This is a genomic window from Pseudarthrobacter sp. BIM B-2242, assembly GCF_014764445.1.
GTDB classification, from domain to species: domain Bacteria; phylum Actinomycetota; class Actinomycetes; order Actinomycetales; family Micrococcaceae; genus Arthrobacter; species Arthrobacter luteus_A.
In genome coordinates this window covers 2473280-2496928 of record NZ_CP061721.1, presented here as the reverse complement: position 1 = coordinate 2496928, position 23649 = coordinate 2473280, and the positions used below count along the sequence as shown (strand labels likewise).

Below are 23649 nucleotides of genomic sequence, written 5' to 3'. Positions count from 1 at the left end.
TGGTCCCGTGCCACAGCACTGCATGGAGCCACCCCGCCGTCGGTACTGTCATGGCGCGGCAGCGGGGTCCTGTGCCCATTCCGTGGCGGTTTCAGGCGACGACGAGCAGTCCGGTTGCGAACATGACGGCGATGCCGGCCAGGATGCCGCCGGCGGTCAGTGGCGTGAGTGTCTTTCCGTCGTGGTCTTTGAGGAGCGGCAGGAGCTTGACGGCGACCTGCCCGACGGCTCCGGCGCCCACGCCGAGCAGGAAGGCGCCCAGTGTGGGCTGGTAGACGGTGGCTCCGATGAGTGCCCCGAGCACGGCTGGTGCCCCGGCGATCAGTCCCAGGGCCGCGAGCCGGCCCAGGGAGGGACGGGTGCGGGCCAGGGGTGTGACGATGGCCAGACCCTCGGTGGTGTTGTGGATGGCGAAACCGACAATCAGGGACGCGCCGAGGGCCAATGATCCGATTGCGTAGGCGGAGCCGATGGCAAGACCCTCGCCCAGGTTGTGCAGCCCGATGCCGACGGCGATCAGCAGGGCCAGGCGCCCGGGCGGGAGTGCGGCAGGCTGCGCGGCCGCGTGCAGCTCCTGGCGGCGTCGCATCCAGGCATCGGTGGCTTCCAGAACCAGGTAGGAGAGCAGGGCTCCGAGGATCACGACCAGTGGTCCGCCGAAGGAGCTGTTGCCGGCGACAAGGTCGAAGGCCTCGAAGGTGGCGTCGAAGGTCAGGAAGGCCAGCAGCCCGACGGTGACGCCAAGAAGTCCGCGCACCCACGCCGCCGAGGAGCGCCGGACGAAGGGCATCCAGAGCATGCCCAGGGCCACCGGAATGATTCCGACGTATACGCCGAGCAGGGCCATGAGGCCCAGAAAGGAGCCGTCACGTTCAGGGCTCAGGGCGGCGGCGTCGATCGCCGCGGTGATTTTGCCTCCGATGGAGGTCACCAGGGCAATCTCGTAGGGGTCACCGTCCACCCAGTGGTAGCTGACGGTGATGGTGGTGGACTGCAGCGGGGCCATGACCTCCGCGGTCTGGCTGAAGGGCGCGTAGTAGTCCGAGACATTGACCTGGGCGATGGAGACCGGGTCAGGGCCCTGGTTGCGGACCGTGAGAATGATCTGACCCGGGGTCAGCCGGATGTCTTCGACAGCCACGTCTTCCTTGGGTGGAACCCCCTCGCCGAGCCGGGACAGCCCGGGTCCATTCAGGAGCGAAAACAGGCCCAGCAGGACCGCGATCAGCACCAGGGGCCCGAGGCCGAGCAGCCAGCGCGGTTTCGGCGGCCGCGGCGCTGCGCCTCCTGCCGTTTGTGTGGTGCTCGTAGTGTCTGTCGTCGTGGTTGTGGTGTCTGTGCGGGTCATGACGGGCTCACTTCGAAGAAGCCCATCCAGCCGAGTTCGGCGAATTCGGTTTTGTGGGCGTGGAACATGTATTTGCCCGGGTACGGGAACCGGAGCTCCAGGATCCCCCGTTGGCCCTGCATCTGGGAGATGGTGTCCGTGTATTCGCTGGGGGTCAGCATGGTCCCGGTCGGGTAGTAGTGGAAGAAGTTCCCGTGCACGTGGAAGGAATTGATCGGGTCGTAATCCAGGACGTTGATCAGGTGGATCCGCACCAGTTCGTTCTGCTTGACCTGGACCGGGTAGTCCATGAAGTGGAACGGCAGCCCGTTGACGGAGTAGAACTCGTTGTCGTCACCGCCGTCCGTGTTGTACCCGTTCGTGACCATGACCATCTCGTTGTCGGCCTTGGGCCGGGTTCGATGATGAAGCCGCCGTAGAGTCCCTTGGCGATGTGGGGGGCCAGCGGTGACTGGTGGCAGTGGTACAAGTGGGTGCCGAACGGTGTGGCATCGAATTCGTAGGTGAAGCTCTGCCCGGGGGCGATGGACCCGGCGCCGATCCCGGGCGTGCCGTCCATCTCGGCCGTGTGGATTCCGTGGAAGTGGATGGTGTGGGGGTGGGCTCCGGCGTTGGTGAAGTGGATCTTCAGTGCATCGCCTTCCTTCGCCCAGAGGGTCGGTCCGGGAATCCGGCCGTTGTAGCTCCAGCCCGGGAACGTCACCCCCGGCGCGATCTCAAAATCCTTATCGACCGCGACGGCAGGACCCTGCGCGAATGGGACATCGTCGCGCTCACCAGCATCCGCGTGGCAGGGAACGGCCACGAGCTCGACCTCGGATCAGCGGCCGCCGATTCAATCTGGGTCGTAGCCGCCTGAAAGCGCCGCTAAGCGTTTACCTGCACCACCGTTCCGGTCCGGCCGGAACGATGGTGCCTGACTCCTGGCGACAGAAACACCTGCATTGTGTGAATCCCGGCGATCGCCAGGACCTGCGGGAAGTCATGATCCTGGGTTCAACGAACCAAACCCCTCGTTTAGCGTGCCGTGGCCGACTTTGCTTGCACGTTAGGCTGGAGGGGTGAATCCCCCTGTTTCCCGGCGCGCGTTCCTGCTCGGAGCGGCAGGCGCCGCAGCCCTGACCGTGACCGGTTGCAGGAACGGCGACACACGCGCGGCGTTCTCCACCGTCGGGACCTTGGACTTCGCCAATCCTCTGGGCATTCCGCCGCTGGCTGATTCGATGACCGCAGCGGACGGAACCCGGGTCTTCGAGTTAACCGCGGAGGCCGGAAGCAGCCGTTTCCTGCCGGACAGGACGACTCCTACCTGGGGGTATAACGGAGCGTTTCTGGGTCCCACCCTCAGGGCGCGCCGCGGTGAGAAGGTCCGCGTCACCGTCGTGAACGCCTTGGAGGAGTCAACGACCGTGCACTGGCACGGCATGCGGCTGCCCGCCGTTTTCGACGGCGGCCCCCACCAGATCATCAATCCCGGCGCTGTCTGGACCCCTGAATGGACCGTGGACCAGCCCGAGGCCACCCTGTGGTACCACCCGCACCCCCATGGGCAGACCGAAGCGCAGATGACCCGCGGTCTGGCGGGGATGTTCATTATTGACGGCGACGAGCCGGTTCAGGGCCTGCCCTTCGAGTACGGGGTGGATGATGTTCCCGTCGTCGTCCAGGACCGGACCTTTGGTGATGATGGATCCTTCCGGCCGGGCCCGCCCGCCCAGACCGGGCTGCTGGGCGACACGGTCCTTGTCAACGGTACCTGCAACCCGCACCTGGCCGTCACAACGGAGGCTGTACGGCTGCGGCTCCTCAACGCTGCGACCGCACGCATCTTCAATTTCGGTTTCGCCGATAACCGGCAGTTCCAGGTGGTAGGCAGCGACGGCGGCCTGCTGCCGGCACCCGTTGCTGTTGGGAGGCTGCTGCTCTCACCGGGGGAGCGGGCCGAAATCGTGGTCCGGTTCACGCCCGGGGAACAGCCCGTGCTCCGGTCCTTTCCCCACGAACTGGGGATGAGCAGGGAATTTAACGACGGCGCCGGCGGCAACGACGTGCTGGACCTGCTGCAGTTCAGGGCCGCCGATAAGCTGGCCGGTTCACCGCAACTGCCCGAACGCTTGGCCGACCTCGAGCCTGTTGACCCGAAAATGTCGGCGGCAACGCGCAGCTTCATTCTCAAAGGCATGTACATCAACGGGCGCATGATGGACATGTCCCGGATCGACGCGACCGTCGGCGCCGGCACGGTGGAAATATGGATGGTCAGCAACATCGATAACCAGCCGCACAGCTTCCACGTCCACGGGGTGCAGTTCCGGATCCTGGAACTCAACGGCGCCGATCCTGGCCCGGAATTCTCCGGGTGGAAGGACACCGTGTTCCTGCCGGTAGGGACCTCGGCGCGGATTGCCTTGAAGTTCGGCCGCCATACCGACCCGGAGACGGCCTACATGTACCACTGCCATTTGGTACGGCACGCCGACCAGGGCATGATGGGCCAGTTCATAGTCGTCCAACCACAATGAAGCCAAGAAACAGAGGCCTTCATTGTGCTCTAAAGAGACTGACGGCCGCCACTAGGGCTCGGAACAGTACATCGGTATGGGGACGTTCTGACGCCGCCAGCACGACAGCTCTTGTACCCGGCCAAAGAGGAACAAGGTTCAAGTCTTCCTGTTGACGCCTTGGCGTCAGATTTGGATGTACCTGAACCTGGACGTACACCTGGCACGCCAGTCGATTTTCCGGCTGGGTTACCCTGGCCACCCACGAGGCGGATTGTTTTGATCAGACTGGTCCTAAAGCGGCGGCGGAGCACCTCACTTTGACGGTCCGCGATGGCGCGTTTCTCAGAAGCGAAGGATCTCAGGAAAAACTTCTTGATATTGACCCATCCATGTTTCTGCGTCGGCCGAATAGTCATTGAGACACCGGCCAGGGGCAGGTGAACATCGGTCCGGGCCATGCCCGTCACAATTCAAGGAGTACTGGAATGCAGACAATTAAGCGCAGCACGTTCACGGTCGCAGGCGTTGCAGCGGCGGCTTTGCTAAGCCTGACCGCCTGCGGGGGATCGGCTGCCACTTCAGGCTCATCTGCTCCCGCCGCCGCGCCTTCTGCTTCCAGTGCGGCGCCGGCACCGTCCGCCAGCTCTTCGGCCGACGCTATGGACCCGGCCGTCAACCTGGTCGGCCCGGGTTGCGCTGGTTACGCCGAGCAGGTCCCCACCGGCGCAGGCTCGGTGGAAGGCATGGCCTTGGATCCAGTCGCTGTCGCAGCATCGAACAACCCGATCCTTACCACTCTGACCGCCGCAGTGTCCGGCAAGCTGAACCCCAAGGTTGACCTGGTGGACACCCTTAACGGCGGCGAATTCACTGTCTTCGCACCGGTGGATGAGGCCTTCGCCAAAATTGACCCCGCAACCATCGAAACCCTTAAGACCGACGATGCTCTGCTGAGCAAGATCCTGACCTACCACGTGGTCCCGGGTCAGATCACTCCCGACAAGATCGCTGGCACCCACGCCACGGTCCAGGGCGGATCCGTCACGGTCACCGGCAGCGGTGAAACCCTCAAGGTCGATGACGCCAGCGTCATCTGCGGCGGCGTGCAGACCAAGAACGCAACCGTCTACCTCATCGACTCGGTGCTGATGCCCAAGTGAATCGGCTGCTGGCCTAGGGCCAAATAGGACTGCTCCCTGGAAGTTGGAACTGAATTTATTAGTCCAAACTTCCAAGGAGCAGTTTCTTGTGTAGCCACACCCTCTTTGGCCGCGGTAAGAATTACCGAGAACTCACATTGGACGCCTAAGTCCATGGGGCAGGAATGCCATGGTGGGCCGCTGGTCTTGAGAGTGAACCTGCTCTTTCCGTCATCTCCGCTGGCTGCCGTGCAGAGCCAGCAATCTCCCGCAGCTGCTGGGACCAAGACTGACCGCGGCCCAGCCATATCCGTTCTCTATGACTGCTGGGCAAACTGAAACGGGTAAGGCTTCATTTACTCATCTGTGTGAGGAGTGTTTCATGGGCCGGCGGCGCTGGGGGAGTGGGCGGAGGGGCCGCGTTAGCTGGACTTGAGGGTCCGGTCCGTCCTGATGATCCGGGGGACGATCTTGACGTAGGCCACCATCCCGATGAGCTCCACTAATGTCTGGGTAACGACGACGAGGGATACCAGGGCGAGCGGCTCGGGCAGGGCCAGGGCCAGGGGGAGTACGACCAATGAGTTGCGTGTTGCGCCGCTGAAGATCACGGCCTTGGTACTGGCGGCGTCCAGTCCGCCTGCCCGCGCCGCTGCCATGCCCAGCGGGACCATCACCACCAGGAATGCCGCGTAGACCGGGATGACCGACAGCAGGGATCCGATCTGGCTGCCCACGCCGGTGATCTGTGACCCAATGACGACAGCGAGGGTCAGCATCATCAAGGGAACCATCAGCCCTTCCATCAGCGTCATCACGGCACGGCCTCCGGCTGCCCGTCTGGCCCATTCCTGGGTGAGCGCCGCCAGAACAAGCGGGATGATGATCAGGAAGACGAGAGCCTCAATGAAGGGCCCTGGCTCTATCTCGGAGACCAGGTCGGGGCCTACAAAGAACAGCAGATACAGGGGCAACAGCAGCATCTGCGTGAGCATGAGCAGCGGCGCGGCCGCAAGAAGCCGGTCGCTTGATCCGCCGGCCAGTCCGGAGAAGACGATTACGTAATCGATACAGGGGGTCAACAGCACCATCATCACCCCGATCAAAAGGGCCTGATCATGTGCGATGAACCGGGACAGGGTAAAGACAACGCCCGGGACGATAAGGAAGTTCAGGACCAGAACGGTCGCCATGAACCGGACATCGCGTATCGCCTTACCGATCAAGGCAAACGGAATGCCGAGGAACGTCGCAAACAGCAGCAGCACCAGAACAGGGTTGATGGCCTGTTCCAGGGGCACAGACACGGCAGGAACCAGCCAGCCGAGCACTCCTCCAGCGACAACGGCCAGCAGGTAGAGGCCGATCTGCCGGCGCTCCAGGACACTGACCAAACGGGCTACTCGCATTCATCAAGCGTAGGCGGGTGAATAAAGGGCGTCGGAAGATGACGAAGCAGGCCAACCGGCCCGGGAACAAGCACCGGCGTCCTCAGCTGAGAAACCACCGCCGCCGTACGGAACCTTGATGAGTAGGTGCAGTGATGTCCAACGTGAAAGAAGGTAAGCCGAAGCTTTACTTTTCGGTGCGCCTAATTTTGCGTTATTCTCAGTGGTATCACCACGCCCACGATGACGAGGACCATGATGGCTATTCCGATACTTCAGGCACGCCCGGCCGCGGGCCGGCGGTGGTCCCGCTTGCTGCTGATGGGCCCGGCTTTTGTGGCCGCCATCGCTTACGTCGATCCTGGCAATGTGGCCGCTAACCTCACTGCGGGTGCGAGCTACGGGTATTTGCTGGTCTGGGTTTTGGTGGCAGCGAACGCCATGGCCGTGCTGGTGCAGTATCAGTCGGCCAAACTCGGGCTGGCCACGGGCCTGAGCCTTCCCGAGATTCTGGGCAAGCGTCTTGGCAACGGCCGACGGCGGATGTACTGGCTCCAAGCTGAGGTGGTCGCCGGCGCAACCGACATGGCCGAAGTCATCGGCGGTGCCGTGGCGCTGAACCTGTTGTTCGGCCTTCCGCTGCTGGCCGGCGGCCTCATCATTGGTGTGGCATCAATGCTGCTTCTGGCGTTGCAGAGCGCACGGGGCCAGAAGTCCTTCGAGTACGCGATCCTGATCCTGCTTGGCGTCATCGCGGTCGGTTTCGTCTCCGGGCTCTTCGTGAACCCGCCCGATGCCGGGAGCGCCTTGGGCGGCCTGGTGCCCAGGTTCGAGGGCACGGACACCGTCCTGCTTGCGGCCAGCATGCTGGGAGCCACGGTCATGCCGCACGCGATTTATCTGCATTCGGCGCTGGCCCGGGACAGGCACGGCTTCTCCAAGGATCCCGCCGTCCGGACACGACTCATTAAGGCCACCCGCTTCGACGTGGCGGGCGCCCTGATGCTCGCCGGGGTAGTTAACATTGCCATGCTCCTGCTGGCCGCCTCCAGCCTGCGTGGCATCGAAGGAACGGACACGATCGCCGGTGCCCACGCCGCCGTCACGTCGGCTCTTGGTCCCGTCATCGGCGTCGTGTTCGCCATCGGGCTGCTGGCCTCGGGACTGGCCTCGACATCGGTCGGCTGCTATGCGGGCGCCACGATCATGGGTGGGCTGCTGAAGCTCCGCGTACCGCTGCTGACCCGTCGCGTCATCACCTTGATCCCTGCCCTGCTGATCCTCGGCGCCGGGATCGAGCCGACCCTGGCCCTGGTTCTGAGCCAGGTCCTGCTCAGCTTCGGTATTCCTTTTGCTTTGATCCCGCTGATCCGGCTGACCGGGAAACGTGATGTGATGGGCATCCACACGGACTCGATGCCGCTGAAGATCGCCGGCTGGACCAGCGCGACGCTGATTGTGGGACTGAACTGTGTCCTCATCGTCCTCACCGTTACCGGTCAAGCCTGATCCTTCCGGAGTTTGACGCGGAGTCGCCGCTGCTGGACGGGACCACTCGCTCGGCGTTCGTCGCTTTGGGGAGGGCTGTTCCTCCAGTGGAGGGCGAACTCGTCCAAGGTTTTGCCATCGACAAGCCATGGTGTCGGGGGCACGAGCCGGAGACCGCGGAGCTCCCCATTTTCCAGCATTTTCACAACTTCGGCTTCACTGATGCCCAGTACGCCGGCGGTCATTGTGACTGTGTAAAAGTGCACCATTCCCCGTGCCGGTGTGCGGGCGTGACGTGGGGACATGCCAAAGCTCCTTTTTGGATCGGATAAGTGTTGGCCAGCTGATGGCCAGTGCCGTCATCTTCATGGCCGTGCATTCTGGTCCGGTACCGCAATATAAGTGCTCCAATTCCTTTTTGTCGACCACCAAAATTTGGGGGACGGTGCTGCCCCACCCCGTGTGGTTGGGGGGTGTCCCTATGCTTTTGGTCAAGCGGCCAGGGCGGGTTTGTCCTCGTAGAAGGTGCCGTGTTTGAGCATTGAGTAGATGACGTCGCAGCGGCGGCGGGCCAGGCAGATGACGGCGGCGTTGTGCTTCTTCCCCTGTGCCCGTTTCTTTTGGTAGTAGGCCTTCGAAGCCGGGTGGTGGCAGCTGGCGATCCAGGCGGATCTGAAGAGGGCGTTCTTGAGTTGCTTGTTTCCTGATCGTGCGGGGAATTCACCGCGTATCGAGGTGCCGGAGCGCCGTGTGACAGGGGCGATGCCTGCGTAGGCGGCGAGGTGCCCGGCAGAGGTGAAGGTGCCGGCATCGCCGATGGTCAGGAGTATCGTCGCTGCGGTCTTGATGCCGACTCCTGGCATGGACATCAAGACCTGGGAAAGAGGGAAGTCATCAAGGAGTTTTTCGACTTCTTCGGCCACGATGGCGCGCTGGTGTTTGAGCTCCTTGATTTGCGCTGCGACGCGGGGAATGACCAGTTCAACGGCTTCTGTGCCTATGACTGTGACGGTTTGCTCGCCCAGCGCCGTGAAGATCGCGTCGACCAGGTTCACCGGGTCTTTCCGGCTGTGGTTCCTGGCCCACCGCAGCACGTTGCCTCGGCCTGCGGTCCGTAGTCCAGTCGGTCCGGAGTACTTGATGAACAGCTCCAGGACCAGGCCGCGGGTCAGCACGGTCCCCGGGAAGACGCGCTCCAAGGCGGGGAAAATCTGGAGCAGCAGGGACCGCAAACGGTTGATTGCCCTGGTGCATTCATGGGTCAGATCAGCGTCGAATCCGGAGAGCACTTTCAGCGCCGCAAGTACCTCGCTGTCCCGGTCGACGGCCCGTAGCGTGTGCGGCATGGTACGGGCCGTCTCGGCGATGATGAACGCGTCCCGGGCGTCCGTTTTGGACTTTCCCGGGTACAGGTCAGCGGCTTTGCGCATCGCCAGGCCCGGCAGGTAGGCAACGGTGCACCCGCAGTCCCGCGCCACCGCTATTGGCAGCGCGCCGATTGTGTTGGGCTGGTCCACGATGACCAGCACCCTGCCGTGCTGCTGCAGCCCAGTGAACAGCTCGCGCAGTCGCGCCTCGTCCTGCGGCAACGGCTTGTCGAAGACCCGTTCGCCGACCGCATTTAACGCCGCGGCGTGATGCTCAGACTTACCGACATCAAGCCCGCAGTAGACCTCGTACCCTTCGTCCATCCGGCGCTCCTTTGCACCAACTCCTGGCCGCCGTCACGACACCCGATGCTGGCACCCACGTTACAAAGAGACCTCGCCCCTCGGAAGGAGCCGGCCGTGTCCCTATCAGCAGTCAACGCGTGTCTCCGAACCTGGCGACAACACCCCCCGGATCATCAGTGACAGGGCAAGAAAGTCATACCAGGTCCAGCGACCAAATCCCCGGCCCTCGGGGACGGAATAAATGTAACGGGCAGGTGCCCCTGTTTTGGGGGTTCCGGCGCATCAAGTTGGGGCTGTCTGGTGGCCGTGATCGGGGGGAAGCTTGGGTAACTGTCCCTTGGAAGGTTTTCGGCGCTTTGCCGGCCCAAATTTCCCACATGCACTTTGGAAGAGCTATGACGGGTTTATTTGCTCGATGGAGCATGCAATTTCGGTTGTTGGTCCTGGCTTTGGCGGCCGGCATTGTAGGCATGGGTCTTTGGTATCTTCCCCATGTTTCTGTGGATGCCCTTCCTGAATTCGAGCCAGCGCAGGTGGAAATTCAGACGGAAGCCCTGGGCTTGTCCGCTGTTGAGGTAGAGCAGCTCATTACCTCGCCGATGGAAGTCGACTTGCTCAACGGCGTCGCCTATCTGGACGAGATCAGATCCCAGTCCATTCCTGGCCTGTCCTCAATCCAGCTGCTGTTCGAGCCGGGGACGGATTTGCCCCGGGCACGCCAGCTCGTGGCGGAGCGGCTGGTCATGGCGCACTCTTTGCCGCGTGTCTCCACGCCGCCGGTACTGATGCAGCCCAAGTCTTCCACCGGCCGGGTGATGATGGTGCGGCTCTCTTCTTCGGAGATGCCGCTCATGGACATGTCCGTGTTGGCCCGCTGGAACATCAAACCACGCCTGATGGGCGTTCCCGGCGTCGCGAACGTTTCCATCTGGGGGCAGCGTGAGCAGCAGATGCAGGTCCAAGTGGACCCGGCAGTGCTGCAGGCACGCGGAGTGACGCTGAACCAGGTCATGGAGACCACGGGCAATGCCGTGTGGGTGTCTCCCCTGACCTTCCTTAAGGCCTCCACGCCAGGTACCGGCGGCTTCCTGGAGACGGAGAACCAGCGCATCGGTATCCAGCACGTGCTGCCGATCACCACTTCGAGCGATCTTGCCAAGGTCAGCGTGGAGAAAGTGACGGGTGCCCCATTGACGCTGGGGGATGTTGCTTCAGTGCGCGAAAATCATCAGCCGCTCATAGGTGATGCAGTGCTGGACGAGGATCCAGGCCTGATGCTGGTCGTCGAGAAGTTCCCCGAGGCGAACACCATGGAGATTACCGCCGCCCTGGAGTCGGCGCTGGAGGACCTGAAACCGGGCCTTTCGGGCATTGACGTGGACAGCAGTGTCTACCGTCCGGCGTCCTTCATCCAGTCCGCGGTGGAGAGCCTGGGAATTGCGCTCTTCGTCAGCCTGGCGCTGGCGGCTCTCCTGCTCGGGATGTTCTTCAGGTCCTGGCGAGTCGCTTTGGTGGGACTGCTGGTCCTGACGGTATCCACAGTGGCCGCCCTGCTGGTGCTGTTCGCGCTGGGGGTCGGATTGAACGTCATGGTGTTCTCCGGCCTGGTGCTTGCCCTGGTGGTGGTGGTGGGAGACCTCGTGACCGACCTGAACGGGCTGCAGCTCTACCGCAGCCAGGAGGAGATTCCCGGCAACGGCAGCACGCGCGCGGGGAACTGGTCCTAAGACCTCACCGCAACAGCCTGGACCTTACGGCTTTCCGCGCCCGGCCGCCATCATCTTTGTCCGCCGCCCACGAGCGGGAGAGCACCGGTGGTCAGAGGTCGAAGGCGGCGGCAGCCAGCGCCGTGACCCTTAGGCAGTGACGAAAGTACTGACGGCGGCTATGGCCCACATAAGCTCATGAGCGCTCAATCCCCGCTGCTGCAGGAACCACCCAGACCGCGTCCGCCGCTTCAGTTCCAAGCGTGATGTCCTGCCCGCTGCCGGTCATTCGGACGGTTGTCCCTGCCGTGAAGGGCTTCCGTTGGCCGGTGGTGAGCTTGGTCCCGGGAGTGAGGCCAAGGCGGGAAAAATAACGCAGCAACTTCGGGTCAGTGTCCGATACCCGGCAAATGACCACGTTTTGTCCTGGCTGTGCGGCAGTGAGCTGGCTGGCTTCGGGGCGGTTTACCTGCCCGTCGGCTGTGGGGATGGGATCACCGTGGGGGTCCGTGGACGGGTGTCCCAGCAGTTCATCCATTCTGGCGATCAGGTCTTCGGAGGCCGCGTGTTCGAGCTTTTCGGCCTCGTCGTGGACTTCATCCCAGGTGTATCCGAGTGTCTGCACCAGAAAGGTTTCCAGGACTCTGTGCCGGCGGACCATGACCAGGGCGTACCGCCTCCCGTCGGGAGTGAGACTGACACTGCTGTACTTGGCGTGTGAGACCAGGCCCTGGAGCGCGAGCTTTGCGATACCCTCGGAGACCGTGGACATGCTCAGGCCCAGCCGGTCCGCCAGCAGCCCAACGGTGACCGGCGCATCCGACCATTCATTGGCGGTGTAGAGGAGCTTCAAATAGTCCTGAGCGGCAACGGTCAGGTCAGAACCGTCGGCCTTAGCCATTGCCGCGCCGCCCGCCCTGCAGAGAGCCAGTGAGCCGTCCCTTTGGGGGAAGGATGGTCAGGGCCAGGGGCTCAGTCCTTGAGGGCAATCGACGCCGTGCGCAGCAAACGGCCGCCCAGGGTCCGGTCGTCGCCTCTGCAGCGGATCCGCCGGCCCGGCTGCGGCTGGCCGTCAGGTACTCCACGGCTGGCTGGCCTCCGCTCTTAGAGGCCCATGGCATCCAGAAGAGCATCTTCCTCGTCATCAGAGCGTGGGCGGCGTGCTTTGCCCTGGGCACGGTGTTGTCCGGGTTCGGACGGTTCCTCAAGTTCACGTTCCTCCCGACCGATGCGGGCCTGTTGCCGGGCCATGTAACCGAACCCGACAAAGGCCAGCACGCCGAAGGTAATCCACTGCATCGCGTAGGACAGGTTTGACCCTTCCTGCACCTTGGGTGGGGCGAGTTGCTGAGGCGCAGTTTCCGGCGGGGGCGTTTCGGAAGCCATGAGGCCATAGCTGCCTGTCTTCACAGGGTACTGCAGCTGGCGGGCATAGGAGGTCAGGTCGATGCTGGCCAGTTGCCCTTCCGGAGCAGCGCGGTCCACGTCGGCTTCTGAGGGTTTGATCCGCACCACCGCAGTGACGGTTCCAGTCGGCGGTGCAGGAACCATATCAGGGTAGCCGGGCCGGTTGTTTCCGATGGGAACCCAGCCGCGGTTGATGATGATCGTTTCGCCGGTTAGCAGACGGAACGGCACCACAATCTCGTACCCTGCGGCAGAGTAGTTGGGCCGATTCCGCACGATCCGCTGGTCTTCGGCGAGGTACTGGCCTCTAACGGATACGGTCGTCCATTTCGCGTCCGGCTCGGCGTGATCAAAATAGCGGCTGGCTTCTTCGTAGGGCACAGGCGGCTTGTCGTAGTTCTGCTGGACACGGCGGATTTCGGTGACTGCCTGGTTTCGCCGGTCCATCTGCCAGTTACCCAGCCCTATGCAGGCCGCAGCGAACAGAACGGCCAGACCCAGGATGCCCACCCACCGCCAGGACAGCAGGAATCCGTAGGCCCTGGGCTCCCGGTCCTTATTTGGCAGCAATGTCAGCCCTGCACGCCGCCGGAACAAACAGCCCCGGGCTCGGGTGCCTGCGCGCCTTGCCGGTATTTTTTAATGAACGGTGCCAGGCGTTCGTCGCTGCCGCTGTCCACGGCGAGCTGCTTGCCCCACGCTGTTGCGACCACCGGGGAGACCTGCCCCGGAACGGGGCTGGCCAAGAGGTAATCCTGTCCGACGGCCAGCGAGGTTAGGCTGGCGATCTGGTCCGTGGGCAGGTCGGGGCGGTAGGTGAGCCAGACGGCCCCGTGTTCGAGGGAATGCACTGCCCGGGTCTGTTCAACGGGGGCGGTGTAGATCCCGCAGTTCGTCCAGACCGGTGCATGGTCTCCGCCGGTGGCCGGAGTCTGCGGATAATTGACGGCCCCGCTGGTGTGGTTTCTGGACTGGTCCGGATAGTCCTGCTCACCCTCGATCGGGCGGGCCGCAGCGGCATTGAGCTGCTCGCGCTGCTGCACCTCTGCCACAAGGACAAAGGTCACTGCGGCAATGATTGCGAGCACGACCGCCGCGCCGGTGCCGTAGATCAGCCAGGCCCGCCGCCTGTCGGCGGCCCGATGCCTGGCCTGCACTGCAGCTAGGAGCGCTTTGCGGTCCTCACCGGCTTTCGGTTTTCCGGACATCGGCGGTCTCACTCTCTTTTGGGGCGGTCAAAGTCGGCCACGGAGCTCTTCAAGGGCCCTGATTTCAGCTGTCTGTGCTTCGAGGATACGGGCAGCGAAGTCCCGTACCTTTGAGGTTTCCGCCAGACGGGTACCGGCGGTGGCCATTGCAACGCCACCTTGATGATGGCGGATCATCAAATCAACGAATAAACGCTCCGCCTCCGCACCTGAGGATTCGCGCAAGGCCTGCATCTGTTCCTGGGTGGCCATGCCTTCCATGGTATTTCCGCCACCGGCAGCTGGGGCACCGTGCGAGGCACCGGCCCCGTCATGAGTACCATCTGCCTTCATCCAGGCCATCGGCGGCGCTGTCCCGGTCTGGGAGAGCCCCCAGTCCTGCAGCCAGGCAAACATCTGCCCATTTTGATGCTGCTGTGCAGTGGCAATGTCATAGGCAATCGCCCGGACCTCGGGGTTCTCGGACTTGTCCCGGATCAGCAGGGCCATCTCCACCGCCTGGGCATGATGGGTCTGCATATCCCGGGCAAACCCGGCGTCCGGGCCGGCGTCCGGGACTACAGTGGGCGCGGCGGAAAGCCGCCCCAAGGCAAAGAAGCCCAGCGCGGTGAGGGCCACAACCGTGACAAAAACTGCCCACAGCCGTTTCCTGGGCAGCACCGACGTTGCCTTGGGCTGTTCGCGCGCCTCCATGTCGGTCATGCTCAAAGCCAGCCCTGGGGATCCACGGTCACGCCGTTGCGGACGATTTCGAAGTGCAGGTGGCATCCGGTGGAGTTTCCGGTCGTGCCGGCACCGCCGAGCCGCTGGCCCTTGCCCACCACGGCTCCGACCGGAACCTCTATCGACGAAAGATGGTTATACGTGCTCTTCATCCCATTGCCATGATCCACCACGATGCGGTTCCCTCCGCCGTTCTGGGACCACCCGGCCTCCACCACGGTGCCGGAGCCGGCGCTGAACACTGCGGTCTGGCAGGAGGCCACCAAGTCCAGTCCGGTATGCAGTTCGCCGGACCCGCCGGTGATCGGGCTGGTCCGGAAACCGAACGGAGACGAAATGGACATGCTGGCCAGCGGGGCGGCCAAGGTGGCATCCACGGGTACAGCCCCTGGCGGTGCCGCCGCTGCATCGGGAGGAACTGCGGCCGGCGTTCCGGCAGTGGATCCTGTTCCGGCAGGCGCCGGTGCCGCAGGCCGTTCGGCCGGACTGGTTCCGACGTCAGTGCGTGGATAGGTGATGACCGCCTGCGCCTGCGCCGCAATGGCCGGTGCAGCCTCAACGGCCGCCGGCGGGGCGGCTGGGACGGGTCCGGCAGCAACTAGGCCGGCATGCGCGGCGGGTATACCGGACGCGAGCATAGCGACGGCAGCAAAAGCGGAGGCCCCGGGAAGCCAGGCAGGGCGCCGGGACGGGGCGTGGGGACCGGACCGTCCCCGCGGCCCTGCAGCACCTGCGCGGGCTCGGGAGCGGTCTCGGGGCAGGGCACGGCGGCGGCCGTGGCGGGAGGGGAGCACAGCTATCCTTTCAGGTCGCCTGCGAAGTTAGCTGTCGGGTTCGGGCCAAGGAAAAAAGCCCGGACGCAGCCCCGTCACCGGCCCGCAGGGCCGCTGCCGAGTGTGCGTCTTCACCCCAAGGCAGCAAGCTGCCGTGAGTGGGTCCTCCGCCCCCGCCGTAAAGGGTTCGTCGTCTGGCACCGCCGGCGGGGCTGAGCATGCGGAGCCGAGGCTTAATACAGAAAAGCCTGAATCAATGCTACCTAACCGAACGAGAATGTCACAATCCGATAACAGCAGGAAAAGAAAGCTACTTCTACGCTTTGTAAAACTCGTCTGCAGATATCTTCATACGACCAGACCCGGGGGTCAAGTCGGACGGCGCTGCTGATCAGCGGTGACGCTCAGGTCTGTCTGCCAGGTGCTGCAGGTAGCTGTTGTAGGCGTCCAGCTCGGGGGTTCCTCCGGTCAGCTCGGCCCGCTCGATGCTGGCGTTGGATCTTGCCTCCTCGCGCTGCCACCGGACCAGGATGAACATCAGCAGGAGCACCCCGGGCAGCTCCCCGTAGGACCAGGCCAGTCCGCCGGCCACGCCTTGGTCCGTCATCGGGTCGACATTCCATCCTGGAGGGGGTGCGGCGAAGAACTTCACCATGGGCGTGGTCGCCATCATGACGACCACCCCGAAGAAGGCATGGAGCGGCATCTCCGCGAAAATGTCGACCATCCGCCCGAAGTGTGTCTGGCGGCTCGGCAGGGGATCGGCGGAGATTAACGGGACAGTGAAGAGGATCCCGGAGATCAAAAACAGCAGTTCCAGGCCGACGTGGCCGTACCAGCTAGGCAGCAGCAGGTCCGCCAGGCCCGAGAAGTACACGCCGTAGAAGCTGAGCAGGAACAGCGGGACCATGAAGGCCGGGTGAATCGCAATGCGCCCCCAGCCCGAACGCAGACCCCACAGCGCTGCCTGAAGGACGCGGCGGCCGAGCCTGCCGTGTGGTGTGGCACGCAGCAGCAGTGTTCCTGGTGATCCAATTACCAGCAGCGGTGGAACGGCCATCATGAGAGTCAGTTGCTGGAACATGAAGATGGAGAACATCCGCAGCCCGTACCCTTCGATACCGGCTCCCATGACCACGAGGATGGCCAGACAGCCCACCAGGAAGGAACAGGTCCGCACCACGGACCAGCGCCGGCCCTGCCGCCACAGCCGGATCGCCCCTGCAAGGTAAAACACCGCGGCCAGGAGCGTCAGGGCAGGGATCAGCGGTACCGGCTGCAGGTTGGGCGCCAGGTATTCAGTAAGCGACGGGGGCAGCGAAGGAAGCCAGACCGGACCGGTGATCTCCGGCTCAGACATGGCAGCACCGGCGGCCGCACCGCGCAGACACAGCGGCCCCTATCAGCCTGGCTGGGCGGTTTCGACCGCGCGCAACCGGTCCTTCCCTGTATGGCCCACGTGGGTCAGGCCAAGATCGAGCAGCATCCGGACGTGGGAGTCTGCCAGTGAGTAGTAGGCCATTCTGCCCGAGCGGCGCACCTGAACAACCCTGGGCCCGCGCAGCAGGCGCAGGGCGTGGGAGACGCCGGATTCGCTCAGCCCGGTGGTTGCTGCCAGGTCGCAGACGCACATTTCCCCTTCGAGGAGGGCGATCAGGATCCTGACCCGGCCAGGGTCCGAGAGCAGCCCGAAGATCACCGCCAAATCGGCCACGTCCGAATCTCCAGGCATCCGGGACCGGACCGCCTCGACTTTGTCTGCATCGACGAGCCGGAGGGAACACTCCGGCCCGGAAGGGGCCAGGGGTGGGATCTGCGTCATCCATCTAGGCTACCTTTATGTGCTGAATCTGTGATCTGCCCCGGATACGTGCGGCAAGCGCACGAGGCCCGCGGCCCGGGGGAACGCACGCCGACACGCGCGTTTAACGTGTGAACAACTCTACAGATAATCTGGTGTCGCGCGCGGTGTTTCGTTTCGCGCTCCGTCCCCGCCCTTCCGGGACGCGGCCAGGACCAGGTTAGGACGTATCGTGGCGCTCAAAGCCTCCGCTTCACAGGAGAGGACAACTGTTTCACCCGGGCCGGTCTGGCTGGCGGCCGCCTGCGCAGTTGCCTTGGTGGTCGTCCTTGCTGCGACCGCCTACGGCAGGGGAACTCTTCCGGCCGAGACCCGGGACCCGGGGGCGCTGGTTCAGTGGGGCTACGGCCTGGCGCAGACAATACACAACCTGGCGGCGGCGGCAACGATCGGCGGGCTTGTCTTTGCCGCTTTCATTCTCCCGCCCCTCAAAAGCGCCGGCCGGGCCTCCCGAACCGGTGTTCGCCGGCAGGCCCCGGCAACAGGGGCTGAGCACCCCGCCTTTACCCGGATCATGGTCCTGGTTGCGACCACCAGCATCATCTGGACCTTCTCGGCGCTGGCGGTCCTGGTCCTGGGCTTCGCGGACATCGCCGGCGTCCCGGTCTCCGGCAGCCCCGAATTTTCTGCCGGCCTTGTCGCCTATATGACAGAACTGCCCAGCGGAAACGCGTGGCTGTCGGTCGTGATCATCGCAGCAGTGGTAGCAACAGTGGTGTTCGGTGCCCGCTCGCCGGGGCCCCTGGCGGCCGCGGCGCTGCTGGCCATCGCAGGACTGGTTCCCGTCATCCTCATTGGCCATGCCTCCAGCGGTACCGACCACGAACAGGCCACCAATTCCCTGGGCCTTCACCTGGTCGGGGCGTGCCTCTGGTTCGGCGGACTGATCGCCCTCACCGTGGCCGGAACAGCCCTGGGCAAAGACACAGCAGCGGTCCTTCGCCGGTTCTCGTCCCTGGCCTTGTTCGCCTTCATCCTGGTCTCCGCTTCCGGCATCATTAACGCCTCAATCCGGATGGCGCTGCCGGAAGGACTGGCCTCCCCGTACGGCGTCCTGGTCATGGCCAAAACCGCCGCCGTCATCATCCTGGGCATCATCGGATATCTGCACCGTACCCGCCTCATCCCCGCCCTGAGCCGGAAGGATGCGCCGGGAGCGGGCACGGTGCTGTGGCGGTTCATCGTCGCGGAACTGCTGATCATGGGCGCCGTCAGCGGCCTCGCAGCAGCCCTGAGCCGGACGCCTCCGCCCGGCGGCGAAGAAATCCGCGCGGCCCTCACCCCGGCCGAAGTGCTCACCGGATACCTTCTGCCGCCGGAACTGACCCCGGAGCGCTGGTTTACCGTGTGGCGGCCGGACTGGCTGTGGATCACCCTGGCCGCTACCGCTGCTGTCCTGTATCTTTTGGGCGCGCATCGCCTGCGCCGGCGCGGGGACAACTGGCCCTGGATCCGGACGGCGCTCTGGCTCACCGGGCTTGCGGCGCTGGTCTTTTTCACGTCCGGCGGCCCTTCCGTATATGGCAGGGTACTTTTCAGCGCCCACATGGTCGATCACATGGCCCTGACCATGGTCGTCCCCGTCTTCCTGGTCCTCGGCTCCCCGGTCACCCTGGCCCTGCGCACCCTGGCCCCGCGGCGGGACGGCTCCCGCGGCCCCAGGGAATGGATCATGATTCTGGTTCATTCCCGGGTGGCGGCGGTCCTGACCCACCCGCTGTTTGTCGCGGCCAACTTCGCCGGTTCCATCGTGCTGTTCTACTACTCAGACGCCTTCGGGTTCGCTCTGCGCGAACATGCCGGACATGAGCTGATGACCGCCCACTTCCTGATCACCGGTTACCTGTTCATCCTCTCGATGATCGGAACCGACCCGCTGCCGCGCCGCGCCCCCTACCCGCTGCGGCTCCTGCTGCTGCTGGCAACCATGGCCTTCCATGCCTTCTTCGGGGTAACGCTCATGGGCTCACCAACTCTCCTGCAGCCGGACTGGTTCACCGGCCTGGGCCGGGACTGGGGACCGTCGGCCCTGGCCGACCAGCAGATGGGCGGAGCCATCACCTGGGGCATCGGGGAAGTCCCCACTTTACTCATTGCCATCGGCGTCGCGGTGATGTGGTCCCGCTCTGATGCCAGGGAAATGCGCCGCACCGACCGCGCCGCCGTACGGAACAACGATGCGGATCTGGACGCATACAACGACATGCTTGCCCAGCTGCAGGAGCGCGACAGCAGGATCGACCGGCGGCGGGATGGCCGGTGAACCGCGTCGATCCAGGCTTTCCTGAATCCAGAAACAGCTGTAATATTGCCGGTATGCGCATTCTCTCGAGCACTGAGGTCCTGGCCCGGTTCGGCAAAGCCCTCGCAGACCCGACCAGGGCAGCGGTCCTGCTCACGCTGCGGAACGGTCCGGCGTTTCCCTCTGATCTGGCCGAAAGGATCGGTGTGAGCCGCCAGATTCTTTCCAATCACCTTGCCTGCCTGCGCGACTGCGGGCTGGTCCTGGCCGAGCCCGTGGGACGGCGCGTCAGGTACGAACTTTCTGATCCCCGCCTTGCCCACGCCCTGGATGACCTGCTCGGTACCATCCTCACGGTCGGCCCCATCTGCCAGTGCGCTGACCCTGACTGCGCCCAGGAGACAACCGCATTCTCCCGGACCGGGGCGGTAAACCAGGAGATCCATTCGTGAGCGGCCACGATCACGCCCACGGCGCCGGTGACGGGGCGGCTCAGCGCGGAAAACTGATCATCGTCTTCACCATCACCTTCGCCGTGATGGTCGCCGAAATCATCGGTTCCTTCCTGACCGGCAGCCTTGCCCTGCTGGCCGACGCCGGACACATGTTCACCGATTCCACTGGCCTGCTGATCGCCCTTATTGCCGCGTCGCTGGCGCTCAAACCCGCCACCATGAAGCGGACCTGGGGTTACAAACGGGCAGAGATCGTCGCCGCCGCCGGGCAGGCGGCCCTGCTCCTGGGCGTGGGCGGTTTCGTCATCATCGAAGGCATCCGCCGGCTGTTCGAACCTCCGGATGTCGGTGGGTCCACGATGCTCTGGTTCGGCATCATCGGCCTGGCCGGCAACGTCATCGGCCTGATCGTGCTGGCCTCGGGCCGGAAGCATAACTTCAATATGCGTGCCGCGTTCCTCGAGGTCCTCAATGACGCCCTGGGATCCGTCGCCGTTATCGTCGCCGCCATCATCATCGCCGTCACCGGCTGGGTGCAGGCCGACGCCGTCGTATCCCTGCTGATCGGGGCGCTGATCATCCCCCGGACCCTGAAGCTGCTCAGCGAGACCCTGAACGTGCTGATGGAGAACGCGCCGGCAGGCCTTGACCTGGCAGAGGTCCGTAAACACATCCTTGCCCTGCCGCACGTCATCGACGTCCATGACCTGCATGCCTCCCTGGTCGCCTCGGGCACCCCAGTCCTCTCCGCGCACGTCACAGTCGAAGACGGCTGCATGCTGGACGGCCACGCCGCCGAGATCCTGGCGGACCTGCAGCGCTGCGTCGCGGAACATTTCGAAGTCAGCGTCGAGCACTCAACTTTTCAGATCGAACCAGTAGCCCACCGCAACCAGGAAAGCATTCCCCACTAATGACACAGGCAACAAAATCCACCGCCAAGCCCACCGACCCGGCGCGGAAGGTCCGGATCGTCCTCTGGATCCTCCTCGCCGCCGCCGTCGGCGCCGGCCTGATCTGGTACGCGGTGTTCACCGCCGCCAAACCCGAACCGGCCGCAGTGCAGCCGGTAGCGGACGCCCAGGTGGTCAGGGACGACAGCCACCGCCTCACCGCCCCCGCCACCGAGAAGGCCCAGCTCGTAGAGTTCCTGGATTTTGAATGCGAGGCCTGCGGGGCCGCCGCGCCGCTGGTGGAGGAACTGAAGAAGGAATACGGGGACCGGATCACCTTCGTCAACCGCTACTTCCCGCTGCCCTCTCACAAGAACTCAGGCCAGGCCGCCCTGGCGGTGGAAGCCGCAGCCCAGCAGGGCAAGTACGAACAGATGGCCGCCAAGATGTTCGAAACCCAGCCGCAGTGGGGCGAGAAGCAGGACTTCCAGAACGCCCTGTTCAGGACCTTCGCCGAAGAACTGGGCCTGGACATGGCGAAGTACGACGCTGCCGTGGCTGCCGAAGAGACCAAGGAACGGATCCGCAAAGACATCGCTGACGGAAAAGCCCTCGGCGTCTCCGGCACGCCGACCTTTTTCCTCAACGGTGAAAAGCTGACCCTCAACACCGAAGCGGAATTCCGGCAGAAACTCGAGGACGCCGTCAAATAGCCGGCACGCAGCGGGGCCTGCAGAAACGCTATCGTTCTACATGACGTAGCAGAACAACGCCCGGAAGGAGCTGGCACGTGGTCCTTCGGCACGCGCCGCTGCGCCTGCCCCGCGCAGGGGTGCTGGCCCTGACCGTGCTCACACTCGCCGCCGCGGCACACGTGGGAGCCGGGGGTCAGCTTCCAGCGCCGGCAATCATGATGGCGCTTGCCGCGGTCGTGGGACTCTCCGCAGTCCTGCTCGCGGGGCTGAAAATGACAGCCCCGCTCCTGGCCGCCTACCTCGGCGGGGCCCAGCTGAGCCTGCACCTGGCCTTCTCAACCCTGTCCGCCGGCGCCGTGCCCGGTTCAGAGCCTTCACATCACGGGCCCGGGCTGGCGGCCGGGCCATTGATGCTGGAAAGCGCAGCGACCCATCAGCATCTGATGGCCGACGCCGGTTCGCCAATGACGTTCGCGCACGTCATTGCAACGCTGGCTACAGCACTCCTCCTTGCCCGCGGCGAGGCCGCCCTCTGGGCGCTTGCGGCGTGGCTGCGTCCCCTCAACGGACCCATCGATCCTGTCATTATTCCGCCGGGCTTCCGCCAGCCGCTCCGTACCCGGCGGCCTCTTCCTCCTGGCGTCACAGTCCCCGTTCAAACCGTTGTCCGTGGGCCGCCGCCACGCTTGGGCTGCTCATAAGACCCTCGCCGGTGACGGCAGGGCAACCCGCCTGCGCTCTGCAGTGCGGGGACCGGATACGAACAGAAGTGAAGAACCCATGACAGCACGGAAAAAGAACGCACGCTCCCGGGCCGGCCTGGCTCTCGCCGGAGCGCTGCTGCTCACAGCAATCGGCGCCGGACCAGCGCGGGCCCATGACGCTCTCCAGTCCACATCCCCGGACCGGGACGCTACGGTGACAGCCGCCCCCGACACCGTGACCCTCACCTTGTCGGAACCGCCCACGGATTCGAAGAGCCTGAACCTGAGCGTGATCACCGTGACCGACTCGACCGGAAAAACGCTCAGCGACGGACAGGTCACGGTGACCGGCCCGACGATCTCAACCAAAGTCGCCCCGGGAAGCAACGGACCCTACACCGTGTTGTGGCGGACGGTCTCCTCCGACGGCCACCCCATCGAGGGAAACTACTCCTTCACCGTCCAGGACCCCGCGGCGGTGCCAACGGCCTCACCGGCAGCGCCAGTATCGGAGTCCGTGACAGCATCGCCAACCCCAAGCGCCGCGGCAAACGCGATGCCCCAGGCTCCCCGCCCGGATGACAGCAACGGTCCACTCGTGACAGGGATCGGCGCTGCCATCATCGCCGTCCTGGGAGGCATCCTTTACCTCGCCCGCCGCCGCCGGGAGCGGCCCGGCAACCAGGGCTGACGCTACGGGGGACGTTCCCATTCGCAGCCGCCGTGACAGGGCACCGGAAAGGTGCCCTGTCACGGCGGCTTTTTATGGCGCGGTCTCGGGGTTTTGCGCGTGAAGCCGGGCCTTCGCCGACCGCCTGCGGCCCGTGTACCTGGCCACGGCGGCAACCAGAACAGCCCCGGCCATCAGGACGAATGCGGCAACGCCCACATAGAACAGTACGGAGGACACCGGCGGCGCAGGGGCGGACGCATCCGCAGCGGCAATGATGGTCAGCCAGTACGCGACGGTGGCCCCTGTCCATATGAGGCCCGCGCACGCTGTCAGCCACGACCACCGGGAAAACCACGCCGTGCCATCCCGGTAGGACAAGGCGATGGCTATCGCCACTACCCCGGTCACTGCCAGGAGCTGCATGCCGAGCACATACGGCCCGGCAACCAGACCGACGGGAACGCCTAAACCGCCCAGGAGTACCAGCCGCTTGGCACCGAGGGGCATCCCGGCCGCCACTCCCTGGTCCCCGTCAGTTCGCGCCCCCTGGCTTGTCGTCTTGTCTGGCACGGTCGAATCCATGAACTTCCTCTTAAATATTAGGCCCGGACCGAAGTTCCGGGCTGGTGCCGGACCAATGGTGCGGCGGATGATTGCCTTCCCCGACGTTACAGCATCAGCTGGATCGAACACGGTGGTGGTGACCTCAACAGGTTCAAGCACCTATCCGTTAGCGGAACCTTCCACTCGATCAACACGTTGGAATGTC

General features: G+C 64.4%; 22 protein-coding genes, 1 pseudogene and 1 riboswitch. Of the genes and pseudogenes, 10 read left to right on the top strand and 13 right to left on the bottom strand.

From position 1 onward, the window contains the following. Window positions 1-91: 91 nt before the first annotated feature. The 3 genes and pseudogenes from IDT60_RS11480 to IDT60_RS23230 form a co-directional block, all read right to left on the bottom strand. Window positions 92-1348: a ZIP family metal transporter gene (locus IDT60_RS11480; protein ID WP_223883698.1), complete on the bottom strand. Its 1257-nt coding sequence runs from the start codon at window positions 1346-1348 to the stop codon at window positions 92-94. Next, window positions 1345-1716 (bottom strand): multicopper oxidase domain-containing protein, encoded by a 372-nt coding sequence (locus IDT60_RS23235; protein ID WP_223883697.1) that lies wholly within the window; start codon window positions 1714-1716, stop codon window positions 1345-1347. Before IDT60_RS23235 ends, IDT60_RS11480 begins: the two co-directional genes overlap by 4 nt. An 83-nt stretch (window positions 1717-1799) precedes the next feature. After that, window positions 1800-2051 (bottom strand): annotated as a pseudogene (locus IDT60_RS23230) (multicopper oxidase domain-containing protein); the annotation flags it as partial. Window positions 2052-2409: 358 nt separating this feature from the next. Here IDT60_RS23230 and IDT60_RS11470 point away from each other — a divergent pair. Both IDT60_RS11470 and IDT60_RS11465 read left to right on the top strand, forming a co-directional pair. Further along, window positions 2410-3870 (top strand): multicopper oxidase family protein, encoded by a 1461-nt coding sequence (locus tag IDT60_RS11470; RefSeq protein WP_191079186.1) that lies wholly within the window; start codon window positions 2410-2412, stop codon window positions 3868-3870. Window positions 3871-4337: 467 nt separating this feature from the next. After that, window positions 4338-5012 (top strand): fasciclin domain-containing protein, encoded by a 675-nt coding sequence (locus tag IDT60_RS11465; RefSeq protein ID WP_139027875.1) that lies wholly within the window; start codon window positions 4338-4340, stop codon window positions 5010-5012. A 401-nt stretch (window positions 5013-5413) separates the two neighbouring features. Here IDT60_RS11465 and IDT60_RS11460 read toward each other — a convergent pair whose 3' ends face one another. After that, on the bottom strand, window positions 5414-6400 hold the full coding sequence (locus IDT60_RS11460) for an arsenic resistance protein (protein WP_191079185.1): 987 nt from the start codon (window positions 6398-6400) through the stop codon (window positions 5414-5416). Window positions 6401-6637: 237 nt separating this feature from the next. Here IDT60_RS11460 and IDT60_RS11455 point away from each other — a divergent pair, with 237 nt between their 5' ends. After that, entirely contained in the window at window positions 6638-7888 is a 1251-nt protein-coding gene (locus IDT60_RS11455; RefSeq protein ID WP_139027873.1) for an Nramp family divalent metal transporter, read from the top strand. A gap of 470 nt (window positions 7889-8358) precedes the next feature. Here IDT60_RS11455 and IDT60_RS11450 read toward each other — a convergent pair whose 3' ends face one another. Next, entirely contained in the window at window positions 8359-9558 is a 1200-nt protein-coding gene (locus IDT60_RS11450; protein WP_191079184.1) for an IS110 family transposase, read from the bottom strand. Between the two features lie 359 nt (window positions 9559-9917). Here IDT60_RS11450 and IDT60_RS11445 point away from each other — a divergent pair, with 359 nt between their 5' ends. Then, the gene (locus tag IDT60_RS11445) at window positions 9918-11267 is read left to right on the top strand and encodes an efflux RND transporter permease subunit (protein ID WP_370590748.1); all 1350 of its coding nucleotides are present in this window, start codon (window positions 9918-9920) and stop codon (window positions 11265-11267) included. Window positions 11268-11442: 175 nt separating this feature from the next. On the opposite strand, the gene IDT60_RS11440 is transcribed toward IDT60_RS11445, so the two are convergent. From IDT60_RS11440 to IDT60_RS11410, 7 genes are all read right to left on the bottom strand, one after another. After that, on the bottom strand, window positions 11443-12147 hold the full coding sequence (locus tag IDT60_RS11440) for a metal-dependent transcriptional regulator (RefSeq protein ID WP_191079183.1): 705 nt from the start codon (window positions 12145-12147) through the stop codon (window positions 11443-11445). Window positions 12148-12350: 203 nt separating this feature from the next. After that, window positions 12351-13223, bottom strand: coding sequence for an SURF1 family protein (locus IDT60_RS11435; RefSeq protein ID WP_223883696.1), 873 nt, complete (start codon window positions 13221-13223; stop codon window positions 12351-12353). A gap of 2 nt (window positions 13224-13225) precedes the next feature. Next, window positions 13226-13861 (bottom strand): DUF3105 domain-containing protein, encoded by a 636-nt coding sequence (locus tag IDT60_RS11430; RefSeq protein ID WP_191079182.1) that lies wholly within the window; start codon window positions 13859-13861, stop codon window positions 13226-13228. 27 nt (window positions 13862-13888) lie between these two features. After that, entirely contained in the window at window positions 13889-14563 is a 675-nt protein-coding gene (locus tag IDT60_RS11425; RefSeq protein WP_139027867.1) for a DUF305 domain-containing protein, read from the bottom strand. A 2-nt stretch (window positions 14564-14565) separates the two neighbouring features. Next, window positions 14566-15378: a M23 family metallopeptidase gene (locus tag IDT60_RS11420; RefSeq protein ID WP_223883695.1), complete on the bottom strand. Its 813-nt coding sequence runs from the start codon at window positions 15376-15378 to the stop codon at window positions 14566-14568. Window positions 15379-15380: 2 nt separating this feature from the next. Beyond that, window positions 15381-15560: riboswitch (cyclic di-AMP (ydaO/yuaA leader) on the bottom strand. A 188-nt stretch (window positions 15561-15748) separates the two neighbouring features. After that, a complete protein-coding gene (locus IDT60_RS11415) occupies window positions 15749-16717 on the bottom strand; it encodes a cytochrome c oxidase assembly protein (protein WP_191079181.1) in 969 nt (322 codons plus the stop codon). Window positions 16718-16759: 42 nt separating this feature from the next. After that, complete coding sequence (locus tag IDT60_RS11410; protein WP_191079180.1) at window positions 16760-17179, bottom strand: helix-turn-helix transcriptional regulator; 420 nt, start codon at window positions 17177-17179, stop codon at window positions 16760-16762. Between the two features lie 211 nt (window positions 17180-17390). Here IDT60_RS11410 and IDT60_RS11405 point away from each other — a divergent pair, with 211 nt between their 5' ends. From IDT60_RS11405 to IDT60_RS11380, 6 genes are all read left to right on the top strand, one after another. Continuing rightward, the gene (locus tag IDT60_RS11405) at window positions 17391-19481 is read left to right on the top strand and encodes a cytochrome c oxidase assembly protein (protein ID WP_191079179.1); all 2091 of its coding nucleotides are present in this window, start codon (window positions 17391-17393) and stop codon (window positions 19479-19481) included. Window positions 19482-19534: 53 nt separating this feature from the next. Then, on the top strand, window positions 19535-19912 hold the full coding sequence (locus tag IDT60_RS11400) for a helix-turn-helix transcriptional regulator (RefSeq protein ID WP_191079178.1): 378 nt from the start codon (window positions 19535-19537) through the stop codon (window positions 19910-19912). Beyond that, on the top strand, window positions 19909-20829 hold the full coding sequence (locus IDT60_RS11395) for a cation diffusion facilitator family transporter (RefSeq protein WP_191079177.1): 921 nt from the start codon (window positions 19909-19911) through the stop codon (window positions 20827-20829). The genes IDT60_RS11400 and IDT60_RS11395 overlap by 4 nt, the downstream gene beginning before the upstream one ends. Beyond that, the gene (locus IDT60_RS11390; RefSeq protein WP_191079176.1) at window positions 20829-21521 is read left to right on the top strand and encodes a thioredoxin domain-containing protein; all 693 of its coding nucleotides are present in this window, start codon (window positions 20829-20831) and stop codon (window positions 21519-21521) included. Before IDT60_RS11395 ends, IDT60_RS11390 begins: the two co-directional genes overlap by 1 nt. A gap of 77 nt (window positions 21522-21598) precedes the next feature. Continuing rightward, window positions 21599-22204 carry a hypothetical protein gene (locus tag IDT60_RS11385; RefSeq protein ID WP_191079175.1) on the top strand — a complete coding sequence of 202 codons (606 nt, stop codon included), beginning with the start codon at window positions 21599-21601 and terminating at the stop codon, window positions 22202-22204. Window positions 22205-22283: 79 nt separating this feature from the next. Further along, window positions 22284-22898, top strand: a complete 615-nt coding sequence (locus IDT60_RS11380; protein WP_191079174.1) for a copper resistance CopC family protein — start codon at window positions 22284-22286, stop codon at window positions 22896-22898. 72 nt (window positions 22899-22970) lie between these two features. Here the strand turns inward: IDT60_RS11380 and IDT60_RS11375 are convergent, their stop codons facing one another. Next, window positions 22971-23450, bottom strand: a complete 480-nt coding sequence (locus tag IDT60_RS11375; protein ID WP_191079173.1) for a hypothetical protein — start codon at window positions 23448-23450, stop codon at window positions 22971-22973. Window positions 23451-23649 lie beyond the last annotated feature (199 nt).

Excerpts from the sequence above, each read along its gene's own strand:
- IDT60_RS11480 (WP_223883698.1), bottom strand. The coding sequence starts at position 1,348 with ATGACCCGCACAGACACCACAACCACGACGACAGACACTACGAGCACC.
- IDT60_RS23235 (WP_223883697.1), bottom strand. The coding sequence starts at position 1,716 with ATGGTCACGAACGGGTACAACACGGACGGCGGTGACGACAACGAGTTC.
- IDT60_RS11465 (WP_139027875.1), top strand. The coding sequence starts at position 4,338 with ATGCAGACAATTAAGCGCAGCACGTTCACGGTCGCAGGCGTTGCAGCG.
- IDT60_RS11460 (WP_191079185.1), bottom strand. The coding sequence starts at position 6,400 with ATGCGAGTAGCCCGTTTGGTCAGTGTCCTGGAGCGCCGGCAGATCGGC.
- IDT60_RS11455 (WP_139027873.1), top strand. The coding sequence starts at position 6,638 with ATGGCTATTCCGATACTTCAGGCACGCCCGGCCGCGGGCCGGCGGTGG.
- IDT60_RS11450 (WP_191079184.1), bottom strand. The coding sequence starts at position 9,558 with ATGGACGAAGGGTACGAGGTCTACTGCGGGCTTGATGTCGGTAAGTCT.
- IDT60_RS11445 (WP_370590748.1), top strand. The coding sequence starts at position 9,918 with ATGCACTTTGGAAGAGCTATGACGGGTTTATTTGCTCGATGGAGCATG.
- IDT60_RS11440 (WP_191079183.1), bottom strand. The coding sequence starts at position 12,147 with ATGGCTAAGGCCGACGGTTCTGACCTGACCGTTGCCGCTCAGGACTAT.
- IDT60_RS11430 (WP_191079182.1), bottom strand. The coding sequence starts at position 13,861 with ATGTCCGGAAAACCGAAAGCCGGTGAGGACCGCAAAGCGCTCCTAGCT.
- IDT60_RS11425 (WP_139027867.1), bottom strand. The coding sequence starts at position 14,563 with ATGACCGACATGGAGGCGCGCGAACAGCCCAAGGCAACGTCGGTGCTG.
- IDT60_RS11415 (WP_191079181.1), bottom strand. The coding sequence starts at position 16,717 with ATGTCTGAGCCGGAGATCACCGGTCCGGTCTGGCTTCCTTCGCTGCCC.
- IDT60_RS11410 (WP_191079180.1), bottom strand. The coding sequence starts at position 17,179 with ATGACGCAGATCCCACCCCTGGCCCCTTCCGGGCCGGAGTGTTCCCTC.
- IDT60_RS11400 (WP_191079178.1), top strand. The coding sequence starts at position 19,535 with ATGCGCATTCTCTCGAGCACTGAGGTCCTGGCCCGGTTCGGCAAAGCC.
- IDT60_RS11390 (WP_191079176.1), top strand. The coding sequence starts at position 20,829 with ATGACACAGGCAACAAAATCCACCGCCAAGCCCACCGACCCGGCGCGG.
- IDT60_RS11380 (WP_191079174.1), top strand. The coding sequence starts at position 22,284 with ATGACAGCACGGAAAAAGAACGCACGCTCCCGGGCCGGCCTGGCTCTC.